Origin of the sequence: Shewanella sp. JNE2, from assembly GCF_023159115.1 — a bacterium.
Classification (GTDB): Bacteria; Pseudomonadota; Gammaproteobacteria; order Enterobacterales; family Shewanellaceae; genus Shewanella; species Shewanella putrefaciens.
In genome coordinates, this window is sequence record NZ_CP096169.1 from 2,776,708 (window position 1) to 2,790,282 (window position 13,575).

Consider the following 13,575-nt stretch of genomic DNA (forward strand, 5'->3'; position numbering starts at 1 on the left):
CACAAGAGATATTTGCTAAAAACCATTAAGACTATCAATATATAACAAGCTATCGTTATCGGAGTGTCTCTTTGCAAGCCTCTCAGTCTATTTATAAAAGCCCAAACGACCATCGCCAGTATCGTTATCTTGTTTTAGATAACGCGCTCAGGGTGTTATTGGTTGAAGATCTAGATGCCAGCCAAGCGGCTGCATCGATGGCTGTTGGTGTAGGTCATTTTGATGATCCCACAGATAGACCTGGCATGGCACACTTTTTAGAGCATATGCTCTTCCTTGGTACAGAAAAATTCCCCGATTCAGGCGAGTATCACGCCTTTATCAATCAACATGGCGGCAGCAATAACGCTTGGACAGGCACTGAGCACACTAATTTCTTTTTCACCATCAATGAAGACGTATTTGCCGATTCCTTAGACAGATTCAGCCAATTTTTTATCGCACCTAAATTTGACTTAGACTTAGTCGATAGAGAGCGCCAAGCCATTGAATCTGAATTTAGTTTAAAACTGAAAGATGATATCCGCCGAATATACCAAGTGCTGAAAGAAACCGTTAATCCACAGCATCCTTTCTCGAAGTTTTCCGTGGGTAATTTAGTCACATTAGGAGGGGAGCAAGCGCAGATCCGTGGGGAATTATTGGATTTTTATCAGCATCATTACAGTGCCAACCTAATGACCTTGTGCTTAGTTGCACCATTTCCCCTTGATGAATTAGCACACTTAGCCCGTTATTATTTCAGTGGGATCCGTAACTTAAATTTAGTGAAAAACTATCCTCAAGTACCGCTTTTTTCACCCAAAGAATTATTAACTCAAGTTGATATAGTGCCGCTTAAAGATCAAAAACGCCTAAGTATCAGCTTTAATTTCCCCGGCATTGATCACTATTACAAACGTAAACCTCTGACTTATATAAGCCATATTCTAGGTAATGAGAGTAAAGGCAGCTTATTATCTTATCTTAAAGAGCAAGGGCTGGTGAATAACTTGTCTGCTGGTGGCGGTGTTAATGGATATAATTTTAAAGATTACAGTATTGGATTGCAGCTAACAGATAAAGGGCTGGCCAATCTTGATGACATTATTTGCAGTTGTTTTGAGTATATCGAACTCATCAAAACCCAAGGTTTAGATGAGTGGCGTTATTTAGAAAGAGCAAACCTACTCAAAATGGCGTTTCGGTACCAAGAGCAAGTTAAATCCCTCGATTTAGCCAGCCATCTCAGCATCAATATGCATCATTATGAGGTTGAAGACTTAGTCTTTGGTGACTATCGCATGGATGGACTGGATATTGCGGAGACCATCGAGCTACTTGAATTGATGGTGCCACAAAATATGCGCTTACAGCTTGTTGCACAGTCCGTGAAAACAGATCGTCAGGCTAATTGGTATCATACACCTTACAAAGTTAGCTCTATCCCTCCAGAATCTATTGCACGCTGGCAAGTAAAGCATATCCGTCCCGAGTTACAATTACCCACAGCGAACCCTTTTATTGTCGCCGACTCGATTGCTCGTCCAGATAAAAGCCTAGTCGCTGTGCCTGTGATAGTTGCAGAATCATCGGGATACCGAATTTGGCACAAGAAAGACGATGAGTTCAATGTGCCAAAGGGCCATATGTATTTATCGCTGGATTCAGAGCAAGCAAGTAAAACCCCAAAACATGCCGCCCTCACCCGCTTGTATGTTGAGATGCTACTCGATTATCTGACCGAGCCCACCTATCAGGCCGAAGTTGCGGGCTTAAGCTACAATATTTACCCGCATCAAGGGGGGATTACTCTGCACTTATCAGGTTTTACCGGTAATCAAGAAGCCCTATTAGCATTGTTGATCCACAAAGCGAGGGAGCGCAATTTTACCGAAGAGCGTTTTGCACTGATTAAATCCCAACTGCTACGTAGTTGGCAGAATTTGGCACAAGCTAAGCCTATTACACAACTATTTACTAGCCTTACCGTCACTCTGCAAAAACGCAGTTATGAACCGGTGCGCATGGCCCAAATGCTAGAAAATATCACCCTAGAGGATTTACATAACCATGTGCGTGCCTTCTACGAAAAAATCTATCTTGAAGGATTAGTCTACGGGGATTGGTTAGTCTCTGAAGCACAAGCACTTGGCAAGCGTTTAGAACATATTTTATCCTTAGTCTCGACGCCAAGTGCCGAATCAACTAGAGAATTAGTCAATCTAACAGGTCAAGGCACACTACTGCGCGAACTCGCCATAAACCACCAAGACAGCGCTATTATCGTTTATTATCAATCAGCTGTTGCAACGCCAGAAAAAATGGCACTATTCAGCTTGTTGAATCACACTATGTCATCAACCTTCTTCCATGAACTGCGCACCGAAAAGCAATTGGGCTATATGGTAGGCACAGGTTATCTACCACTCAATCGTCATCCTGGACTGATTTTCTATATTCAGTCACCAACAACTGGACCACTGCATCTATTAGAAGCTATAGACGAATTTATTGCCGACTTTAATTATGCAGTTATGCAAATCACTAACGAAGAATGGGAAAGCACTAAACTCGGCCTGATTAATCAAGTGATGGAACATGATGCGAACCTAAAAACCCGCAGTCAACGTTATTGGGTGAGTGTGGGCAATAGGGATTATCAATTCAATCAAAGAGAATTGGTCGTAGAAGAAATCACTAAGCTCACGCGTACAGATTTACTCAAATTTATGATGCGTAAAATGCGTACAAAACACAGTGATCGTTTAGTGCTATTTAGTACTGGCGAGCAGCACAGAGCTCAGGCAGCACTGAAGTCAGAGAAAATGATAAACGATTTAAAAATATTTAAACAAAATGCCGATAAGTTTAATTTTTGAGCATGAACTACAAATAATAATGAAACAGTATCATTTTTGACGAACAAACAAAATCCCTGTCATAACGTCATACTACAGTAGTATCTTCCACGCCTATGCGTTATCTCAATGGAAAACATGGTTGGATGCCATCTTACCCTACAAATAGCGCTCAAATTTACCTCATCTACATGCTACTAAAAGGATTTTTTACAAAGTCAGTTTTGACAAACCCATCACTTTCTGGAAAAGTGATGTAACATAATTGTTTCATGGCATCATCGGATAATATTAAGAACAATACTATGCCTAACATTCTCTTGAAAGTCGTCTTGCTCGCTATTTTATGCTTGTACACATTAAAAGACGTAAATGCATCTCTCTTTTCTGATAAGTCACCAATAGTTCTACAATCGCAATCTTTCGGCGTTCCGCAAGGGCTTTCACAGAGTACAGTTACCTCTATCGTTCAAGACAAAGATGGTTATATTTGGATTGGCACACTTAACGGACTAAATCGTTTTGATGGTAAAGAATTTAGACATTTTTATGCTGATGATAGTGCTTCTGGTTTACCAAGCTCATTCATTCGAAGCCTACTTATCACAAATGAAAATGAACTCCTAATCGGCACTGACAAAGGACTCGTCTTATATAATAAAAATGATGAGTCGTTTAACACTCTCGATATCAAGAGTGAATATCTGGATGGTGAGATATGGAGTTTATCCAACAATGACTTTAATAATGAAATTCTAGTTGGGATAAATAAAGGCATAGTCAGCCTTGACTTAAAGAATAACAATATTAGAAATGATTATATAGGGAAAGATTATCTTGAAGTAAAGAAAAGTTTAAATATTGACAATGAAATATTTATAAAAAGTTATGATGGTAAATTATTCGAAATTAAAAATAACAATAAAAAAATGTTAATGACAGACGTTTTGGATATAGGGAGTTACGAAGGAAATCTTTTTATTTCGACAAATAATGGCTTATATAAATACAGAAAAGGAAATTTAAAAAAATCATCCTCTATAATCTATGACTTCCTAAGTGAAACAGAAGGAGAATTATACGGAATAAATAAAAATAAAATTTACAACATAAAAAGAAACATTCTTATCGGTCAAATATCAAATAGAAAAGAAAAAATAGAGCAAACCTATTTTATTGCATACCAAAATTCTTTAATTATCGGACTAAATAATCAAGGTTTTGAACTAATAAAGAAATCAAATAACCTAGTGTATCATACAGATCTACTGGATGAAAATGTTTGGCATATCAGTCTTAGTTTTGATGGAAACATATTAATATCCTCAGATAGTCCACTGTTACATTATTATGACAAAAATCTTAATCTTAAAAAAAGCTATGACAGCAACGTATATGGCTATAAGAATTCTGTTATGACAAAAGAAGGTGTTTTTATTGGCAGTTCAAATGGAGTTAAATTAATAAATAACTTAGATGTAGAAGAAAATATAACATCTGAAAAAGTCACTACTTTAAATAAAATAAACTCGAATAATATCATTGCTGGCACTTCAGATGGGAAAGTTTTTTTCATACAAGACCGTGAGATCTATCACATATTAAGTCTGGAAAAGGAAGATCCTATTTTTGAGGTATTATATATTTCAAAGGACAATATTTTTATAGCAAGCCAAAATGGTATGTACCATTATAAAAATGGTAAATTGAATAAAATCCATAACGAATTAACGTATAGTATCAAAGAGTTTAATAACAACATTTTATTTGGAACTTCATCATCACTGTTCAAGTATGATACTGAAACAAAAACATTAAGCAAGTTATTCTCGAATAACAAGGGGATATACTCAATATTAATTCTAGAGAATACGATCTTTGCATCTTCACAAGGTCAAATTATTTTAATCCATGACAACTCCACTTATATTTTATCCACTTCAAATGGAAGTCAATATGAATACAACACTCCCAGCGGAGGTGTAATTGATGAGAATCATTTACTATTTGGCGGCATCAACGGATTAAGTATTATATCAAAAAGCAATGTACTAGACTACATTGAAAAACTTCCAGCACCTCGATCTGAACTATCTGAATTGCGCGTATTCAATTCAATAACAAGCAATAACTCAGGATACTTTATTGGTTCATTAAACACTGCGGAGAATATTACACTTAAATACTCAGACTATCCATTTTCAATCTCATTCAATTCTCCCACATCAGAATCATTATCCACTTCTTATTATTATAAAATGGATGGATTATCTGATGAATGGATAGCATCAAATAACATTAATTCTGCAACCTACACTAACCTATCACCTGGAAAGTATATTTTTAAAGTATATGCAATTGATTTATTAACTCAAAAAAAAGGTCCCGTTAAAAGTATTGACATAATCATAACACCCCCATGGTGGTTATCAACTGAAGCGAAGTCACTTTATTTTATACTTTTAGTGGTATCTCTTTTAATTGTCACAAAGACTATTTTACGCAGAAGAGAAACTCAGCGACAAATAGCTCTAAGTGAAGAAAGATTAAAACTATCCCTATGGGGTAGTGGTGATGAAATGTGGGACTGGGATATAGAAACGGGAAATATTTTTCGCTCAAATATTTGGGGTTCCCTTGAATTCCCTCGCGATGGTCATCGTTCAGGTAAAAACAACGAGGAAAGTAATATTCACCCAATGGATCAGGAGCGTGTTAGGGAAGCACTTAATAAACACTTTTATGGAGAAACAGATCATTTTGAGGCAGCTTACAGAGTAAAAGGTAAAGATGAAAACTGGGTCTGGATTTTAGATAGAGCTAAAATTGTAGAACGAGATGATAAAGATAATGCCCTACGTATGACGGGAACCATTAAAAATATTAGTCAATTTAAACAAAAAGAAGAGCAATTACGACTTTTTGAAAAAGCCATTGAAAATATTTCAGAAGGCATGTTTATTCTCGACAGTGAATACCGTTTTGTTGAAGTCAATGAAGCGTGCTGTAAGATTTCATTACGTAACCGAACTGATTTTATTGGCAACTTGCTCACATTTGATTTATATCCTGAAAACTTTTCCTCTCAAATAAGAACCATGCTCAAACAACAAGGTCGTTGGGCAAATGAAGTCGAAGCAGTTAGAGGGGATAATCGTCACTTTCATATGGAACTCACTATCGATGCTATTTATGATGAATTGGGTGAACTATCCCATTATGTTGGGGTTTTTTCAGATATTTCTCGACGTAAACAGCAGGAAGAAGAACTTAGAAAATTAACCAATAATGATCTACTGACTGGACTCCCCAATAGATCGAATCTACAGGTCACGTTAAGTAACTTAGTGAATAAGGAGATTGCCCATTCTTTGATGGTACTTGATCTTGATAACTTTAAGCGTATCAATGACTCATTAGGCCACCAAGTGGGGGATCAATTGCTAAAACTTGTTTCTATTAGAGTAAAATCTATTCTTCCTAAGAATACGAGTATTTATCGCTTAGGTGGCGATGAGTTTGCAATCGTACTGGATAAAGGTTCTGATATTAGTGCCAGTGCTGCAATTGCAGGACGAGTAATTGAAGCATTCAAAATGTCCTTTAACATAAATGAAGAACAACTCGTTTTAGGATTAAGTATTGGAATCGTTTTATACCCTGAAGATGAACAGAACGAGCAGGCCTTGCTCAGAAAAGCTGATATTGCTATGTACCATGCAAAATCGGCAGGAGGAAATTGCTACCAATTCTACTCTGAATCGCTCAATCAGCATGCCATTAAGCAGTTGGAAATAGAAAATCTTATTCGTGAAGGGCTGAAAGAAGATCTATTTGAAGTCTATTACCAACCTAAAATTGATCTAAAACGAGGTCGTGTTGCTGGCATGGAAGCTTTAGTTAGGTTAAATCATCCTGTGCAAGGTTTAATTCCTCCTAAGGAATTTATTCCCCTCGCAGAAGAAAGTGGTTTAATTGTTGAGATTGGTGAAATAGTTTTACGTAAAGCCTGTTTTGCTGCACAGAAATGGCGTGAACAGGGGGTATTTAACGGTAGAGTCGCTGTCAATTTATCGTCGCGTCAATTTGCACTGCCCGATATCCAGCAACGAATAGAGTCAATTTTAAGACTAACCAAACTCCCCGCTTGTCATCTTGAGTTAGAAATTACTGAAGGTACCGTAATTAAACAGCCAGAGGCAGCGATTATCGTCATGCAGCAATTGGCTAAAATGGGCGTTAGTTTAGCACTAGATGATTTCGGCACAGGATACTCATCCCTTTCATACTTAAAACGCTTTCCTATTCATACCTTAAAAATTGACAAAGCCTTTGTTGATGATATTGATAAATCTGATCGCGATCTCAAAATGGTCGATTCTATTATCACCATCGCCCATAATATGGGGCTTTCTGTGGTTGGTGAAGGCGTCGAACAAACTGCACAATTAAATATTTTGCGAGCATTGAATTGTGAAGAAATCCAAGGTTATATTTTTAGCAAAGCGATAAAGGAATCCGAGTTTACTCTACTTCTTCAAGCGGACATGGTTAAGGAAACCACAAAAAACAACATTATCTGATCGTTTTAATATCATAAATGCAAGTTTGACAACATTGGCACGGCAGATGCAACAGCATAAACAGTGTCAATAATAAATCAATATCAACTTGCCCTGAGAGAATATTAGAATGATTAAAGAAATCCTGACTGTCGTTACTTTGCTATCTTCAATTGGTTATGCTGCAAACTTTGCTCTTGAAGGTTCTCCAAACGTTAAATTCAAACCATTGGAAGTTGCTGGCTCTCCAAACGTTAAATTCAAACCATTAGAAGTTGCTGGCTCTCCAAACGTTAAATTCAAGCCATTAGAACTTGCTGGCTCTCCAAACGTTAAATTCAAGCCATTAGAACTTGCTGGCTCTCCAAACGTTAAATTCAAGCCATTAGAACTTGCTGGCTCTCCAAACGTTAAATTCAAGCCATTAGAACTTGCTGGCTCTCCAAACGTTAAATTCAAGCCATTAGAACTTGCTGGCTCTCCAAACGTTAAATTCAAGCCATTAGAACTTGCTGGCTCTCCAAACGTTAAATTCAAGCCATTAGAACTTGCTGGCTCTCCAAACGTTAAATTCAAGCCATTAGAACTTGCTGGCTCTCCAAACGTTAAATTCAAGCCATTAGAACTTGCTGGCTCTCCAAACGTTAAATTCAAATCGTTTGAACTGGTATAACATATATTTGTTAAGGAGATAACTATGCTAAATTCAATCAAAAAAGCACTCGGTTTATCCAAGCCTGTGCGTAAAAAAGTCAAGTTGCCTGAAGGCTTGAATCGTCTTGAAGTGATTTCTGCAAAAGGTTGGTGGAACTAATTTAAGTTCTGTACTGATGAATCTCACTCATGCACAGTGATAGTTAATTAAGCTAGCGCAGCTTAGAAACAATAAAGGGAGCAAAAGCTCCCTTTAGTTTTAAGTGAATTTAAAAAAGTGTTAAAAACATAAGTATTGCATAACTAATTGATTTGTTAGCTATTAAATATCCCTTTCTCACTGCAACGGATTTTCCTCAACGCTAAATGGCTGTGTGTCATAAAAAGTGGATAGGCCAGCGGCCCAAGCATTAAACCCAGCAACACCCATAGCTTAACTGAAAGACCCACAGTAAAAGCCGCTAAACCGAAGTATAAAGCCGAGAATAAGGCTATAAAGATAATCAGAAAAACCACAAATCACCTCAAAATGCTAACAGTACAATTTAAATTTCCATCGAAACAATCGTGCTTCTTGAGAGCCTCATTCATTAGCGCGCATTTTTAAGACCGCTTTTTTTAAAGGTTAGATAATATTTTCTGCCTCCCATAAAGCGAGTAATACCCATTGCGGACATCTCAACTATGAGCAACACATTTTCCGTTTAAGGAGGCGGATAATACAAGATTTACCGTAAAAATGTGAACATTTTTTAGGCAATAACTATCCTCAAGGCAATAAAAAAGCGGCAATCGATTGCCGCTTTTTTGTACAGCAAAGTGCACTATAAACATTTATCCATTGTTAGAAAAAGCTAACATTCTCTCTAGCCATGGTTTTTAAGCGCTCACAAGGTTCGAATCTGTTACCGAATTGACTTTGATAACCTTCAAGGATCTTCACTAAGTTCGCGGCGCCCAAAGTGTCAATATAATGGAATGGGCCACCGAGGAATGGCGGGAAGCCAATACCGAAAATAGCGCCAATATCACCGTCTCTTGGCGATGCAATAATACCATCATCTAAACAACGCACCGCTTCATTGAGCATTTGTACAACACAACGCTCAGCAAGTGCTTTTGCGTCTTTATTGGTGCCAGGCTTAATGCCTAATACGCCATACACAGTTTCATCGACAGCTTTAGTTTTCTTGCTCGATGCGCCGTATTGATAAAAGCCTTTGCCATTTTTACGGCCTTTACGATCGTCACCTAAAAGCTTGCCAAATGCGGCTGGCGCTTTAAAACGTTCACCCAATTCTTTCTCAAGGATCGGTGAAATTTTTGCGCCCACGTCGATACCCACTTCGTCGAGCAAAGTAATTGGTCCCACAGGGAAGCCAAATTTCACTAAAGCTTTATCCAAATGCTCAACACTTTGGCCTTCGAGTAGTAATTGCGCGGCCTCATTCATGTAGAGTGCCAGAATACGGTTCACGTAGAAACCCGCGCCATCCTGTACCACTATCGGTGTTTTACCTTGCTTACGGGCAAATGCGACAGTAGTCGCAATGGTTTCTGGCGACGTTTTAGCATGGGCAATCACTTCCACCAGCGGCATTTTTTCCACTGGCGAGAAATAATGTAGACCAATTACATTCTCAGGACGCGTCGACGCCTCGGCGATTTGGCTAATAGGCAAAGATGAGGTGTTTGACGCAAAAATAGTGTGCTCACCACACTCACGCTCAATGTCTTTCACCATTTGATGCTTAAGCGCTAAGTCTTCAAATACCGCTTCCACTACGATGTCGGCATCTTTAACGCCTTTATACTCAGTGGTTGTCGTCATCAGCGCCATTAAGTTGTCACGGGCAGCAGGCGTCATATGGCGGCGCTTTACCCCTTTATCTAACAACTTATAGGCATAAGATAAGGCATTGCTTAAACCCTTTTCGCTGATGTCTTTTACCCGAACGGGGATTTTAGCCTTAGTGGTGGTCACAGAGGCGATACCGCCGCCCATTAAACCGCCGCCTAAGATCACCGCTTTATTCACTTTGCGCGGTGTTGCGCCTTCAGCGCCGGTTTCTTTCTTCATTTCAGTGGTGGCGAAAAAAATACTGCGCAGCGCTTCAGATTCTTTTGATACCACTAATTCGGCAAAGTGACTCGCTTCGACTTCTAACCCTTTTTGCATCCCCTTCGCAATCCCTTGACGCACGCAGTCAATAATCTTGGCTGGTGCTGGATAATTACCTTGGGTTTTCTTTTCGACTTGTTTACTCGCTTGATCGAAAATAATGTTACGGCCAAAGCTCGTACCTTCAAGCACTTGATTAACGAGTGACTTTTTAATAGGTTTCGGTGCACGTTTACCCGCAAGCGCCATCTCAACGGCGGTTTGCAGCAAAATGGTCTGCGGTACAACATCATTCACTAAGCCCATTTTCAAGGCTTGTTTAGGACGGATTTGTTTACCGGTGAGCATCATATCTAAGGCAGTGGTAATGCCGACTAAACGAGGCAAACGTTGCGTCCCACCGCCGCCAGGCAATAGGCCAAGTTGAACTTCCGGTACGCCGAGCATGGTTTTACCATCGTCGCTACATACCCTTTGATGACAGGCTAAGGCTAACTCTAAGCCACCACCTAAACAGGCACCATGGATTGCCGCAACCACAGGAATTTTTAACGCTTCTAACTCATTAAAAACCACATGCCCTTGCTGGGATAAGGCTTTGGCATCGCCCACCGTTTTACAGGCATCGAGCATGGAAATATCCGCGCCCGCAACGAAAGAGTCTTTTTTGCCAGAGATCAGCACGAGTCCACGAATATGAGGATCGCTTTTAATCTCAGCAAGGATCTCACTGATTTCAGGGCCAAACTGTGCTTTTAGGGTGTTCATGGTTTCGCCAGGAACATCCATAGTCAAAATGGCAATGCCGTCGTCGCGGCGGGTCAAATTAAAGGTCTTTTCCATGCCAATTACTCCACTTCCACTATCATAGCCACGCCCAAACCACCGGCCGCACAGGCCGTCGTTAAGCCAGTTCCACCACCACGGCGCTTAAGCTCACGACACACTTGGGTGATTAAACGGGTTCCCGTTGCCGCAAAAGGATGACCATAAGCGAGCGAGCCACCGAGCACGTTAAACTTGCTCATGTCGATTTCGCCAATCGCGCGGTTGCGGCCGAGTTTTTCTTCGGCAAATTTTTTCGAAGCAAACATCTGCATATTCGCTAATGTCTGCGCCGCAAAGGCTTCGTGCATTTCAATCAGAGTAAGATCTTCTAATTCCATTCCGGCACGTTTTAACGCCAGTGGCGTCGCGTAGGATGGCCCCATCAACATATCTTGCCACACATCAATGGCGCTAAAGGCGTAGCTCTTAATATAACCAATCGGTTGATAACCTAAGGCTTTGGCTCGACCTTCACTCATCAGGATAATCGCTGAGGCACCGTCCGTCAGTGGCGTACTATTGGCCGCCGTCACAGTACCATGTTGTTTGTCGAATGCAGGGCGCAACTTAGCATATGACTCCAGTACTGAGTTTTCGCGGATATTGTTATCGCGATCGATAAACTGCTTATACGGCGGTATATGCGCGACCATCACTTCGTCACGCAAATGGCCCGAAGCCCAAGTTTCACTCGCTAAGGTGTGTGAGCGGTGCGCTAAGGCATCTTGATCGGCACGGCTAATATTATAGGTTTTTGCCATCTGCTCGGCGGTTTGTCCCATAGACAAGCCCGTTGAGTACTCTGCCACCGCAGGCGGCACAGGTAATAAATCCTTTAAACCTAAACGGCGGAAAATTTGTAACTTTTGCCCAAAACTACGGGCTTTATTCAAATCGACTAACGCATGGGCTAATTTTTTCGACACACCGATAGGCAATACAGAGGAAGAGTCGGCGCCGCCAGCAATACCGATGTCGATATTGCCCGTCATAATAGATTCGGCCACGTTGACAGTAGATTGGAAGCTAGTTGCACAGGCGCGAGTGACACTATAGGCATCGGTTGACACATTCATGCCAGTACCGAGCACGATTTCCCGGGCTATATTCGGTGCAGCTGGCATTTGCACGACTTGTCCATAGACTAATTGCTCAATCAGCTTAGGATCGAGTTCAGAGCGCACCAATAATTCATTGACCACCATTTTGCCCATATCTAATGCCGATACGCCGTGGAATGCCGTGGCTTGCTTTGCAAAGGGCGTTCTTAAACCCGCTACAATGGCGATACGTTCACCCTTGGCGTTCGTAACCTGTTGTCTATCACTCATTTGTCACCCTCTTTATGTGCGCTATCGCTGAGAGATTTCAGGCGGCGCTATCGATTTCCATGTTTGACCCATTGTTTTACGGCGAAAAACGCCCAATAACAGGTCTGACCATTAAAGTGTGATCTGATTCTAACTTCTTGTCAGCAAGTTTTAAACACCTGTTTGTTTTTTTAACACTAGCCAAACCCTAAGGGAATTCTTTACCATATCCATGGTCTATAGCCCACACACGCATTTTCAACATAATAAAACGAGTAGCATCATGCCTTTGAGTCGCTTCCACGCATTACGCACTTACCTAAATAAGGTTGTTTTAGGGCAGCCAGTATTGACCGAAAATCTGCTCATTGCACTAATTGCCAATGGCCACTTATTAGTTGAAGGCCCACCGGGACTGGCAAAGACCCGTGCAGTGAAAGCCTTATGTGACGGGGTTGAGGGCGATTTCCACCGCATTCAATTTACCCCAGATCTGCTGCCCGCCGACTTAACTGGCACAGATATCTATCGTTCGCAAACCGGCACCTTCGAATTTGAAGCCGGACCGATTTTCCACAATTTAATCTTGGCGGACGAAATTAACCGCGCCCCCGCCAAAGTTCAGTCAGCCTTATTAGAAGCCATGGCTGAAGGTCAAGTTACAGTTGGTAAGCACAGTTATAAACTTCCACCGCTGTTTTTAGTGATGGCTACCCAAAACCCATTAGAGAATGAAGGCACTTATCCCCTGCCCGAAGCACAACTTGACCGTTTTCTGATGCACTTAAACCTTGATTACCCAAGCGGCGAGACTGAGCTCGAAATTCTGCGTCAATCTCGCAAAGAAGCGCTCACCCACGAATTGCCAACCACTGAGCCGATTGCTCAAGCGGATGTGTTTGCCGCCCGTGACGAAGCCATGGAAATCTATCTCGCCGAGCCGCTTGAAAAGTACATAGTTGAAATCGTGATGGCGACCCGTGAGCCTTTACGTTACAGCGAAGACTTAGCTAAGTGGCTTGAGTACGGCGTCAGCCCGCGCGCAACTATTTCGTTAGAACGCTGCGCCCGTGCCCGTGCGTGGCTGCACGAGCGAGACTTTGTTTCACCGGAAGACATTCAAGCCGTCGCACCGAACGTGTTAAGACACAGATTGCTACTCAGCTACCAAGCACAAGCCGAGGGTGTCAGCCGCGATCAGGTCATCGACCACATCTTGAGTCAAGTTGCAGTACCTTAACGGTGAAGATAAAGGTGAA

7 protein-coding genes are annotated in these 13,575 nt (G+C 41.0%); 4 read left to right on the top strand and 3 right to left on the bottom strand.

The window, feature by feature from the left end:
* Positions 1–71 precede the first annotated feature (71 nt).
* From MZ182_RS12335 to MZ182_RS12345, 3 genes are all read left to right on the top strand, one after another.
* Complete coding sequence (locus MZ182_RS12335) at positions 72–2,861, top strand: insulinase family protein (RefSeq protein ID WP_248067062.1); 2,790 nt, start codon at positions 72–74, stop codon at positions 2,859–2,861.
* A gap of 284 nt (positions 2,862–3,145) precedes the next feature.
* Complete coding sequence (locus MZ182_RS12340; RefSeq protein ID WP_248067059.1) at positions 3,146–7,423, top strand: EAL domain-containing protein; 4,278 nt, start codon at positions 3,146–3,148, stop codon at positions 7,421–7,423.
* A 109-nt stretch (positions 7,424–7,532) separates the two neighbouring features.
* Positions 7,533–8,075: a hypothetical protein gene (locus MZ182_RS12345; RefSeq protein ID WP_248114721.1), complete on the top strand. Its 543-nt coding sequence runs from the start codon at positions 7,533–7,535 to the stop codon at positions 8,073–8,075.
* A 296-nt stretch (positions 8,076–8,371) separates the two neighbouring features.
* Here MZ182_RS12345 and MZ182_RS12350 read toward each other — a convergent pair whose 3' ends face one another.
* The 3 genes from MZ182_RS12350 to fadI form a co-directional block, all read right to left on the bottom strand.
* Positions 8,372–8,572, bottom strand: coding sequence for a hypothetical protein (locus tag MZ182_RS12350; RefSeq protein WP_248069700.1), 201 nt, complete (start codon positions 8,570–8,572; stop codon positions 8,372–8,374).
* A gap of 328 nt (positions 8,573–8,900) precedes the next feature.
* The gene (gene fadJ, locus MZ182_RS12355; RefSeq protein ID WP_248069699.1) at positions 8,901–11,021 is read right to left on the bottom strand and encodes a fatty acid oxidation complex subunit alpha FadJ; all 2,121 of its coding nucleotides are present in this window, start codon (positions 11,019–11,021) and stop codon (positions 8,901–8,903) included.
* A 5-nt stretch (positions 11,022–11,026) separates the two neighbouring features.
* On the bottom strand, positions 11,027–12,337 hold the full coding sequence (gene fadI / locus MZ182_RS12360) for an acetyl-CoA C-acyltransferase FadI (RefSeq protein WP_248069697.1): 1,311 nt from the start codon (positions 12,335–12,337) through the stop codon (positions 11,027–11,029).
* 262 nt (positions 12,338–12,599) lie between these two features.
* Here fadI and MZ182_RS12365 point away from each other — a divergent pair, with 262 nt between their 5' ends.
* Complete coding sequence (locus tag MZ182_RS12365) at positions 12,600–13,556, top strand: AAA family ATPase (protein WP_014610834.1); 957 nt, start codon at positions 12,600–12,602, stop codon at positions 13,554–13,556.
* Positions 13,557–13,575: the final 19 nt, after the last annotated feature.

Coding starts and splice junctions, on each gene's coding strand:
- MZ182_RS12340 (WP_248067059.1), top strand. CDS start 3,146: ATGCCTAACATTCTCTTGAAAGTCGTCTTGCTCGCTATTTTATGCTTG.
- fadJ (WP_248069699.1), bottom strand. CDS start 11,021: ATGGAAAAGACCTTTAATTTGACCCGCCGCGACGACGGCATTGCCATT.
- fadI (WP_248069697.1), bottom strand. CDS start 12,337: ATGAGTGATAGACAACAGGTTACGAACGCCAAGGGTGAACGTATCGCC.
- MZ182_RS12345 (WP_248114721.1), top strand. CDS start 7,533: ATGATTAAAGAAATCCTGACTGTCGTTACTTTGCTATCTTCAATTGGT.
- MZ182_RS12365 (WP_014610834.1), top strand. CDS start 12,600: ATGCCTTTGAGTCGCTTCCACGCATTACGCACTTACCTAAATAAGGTT.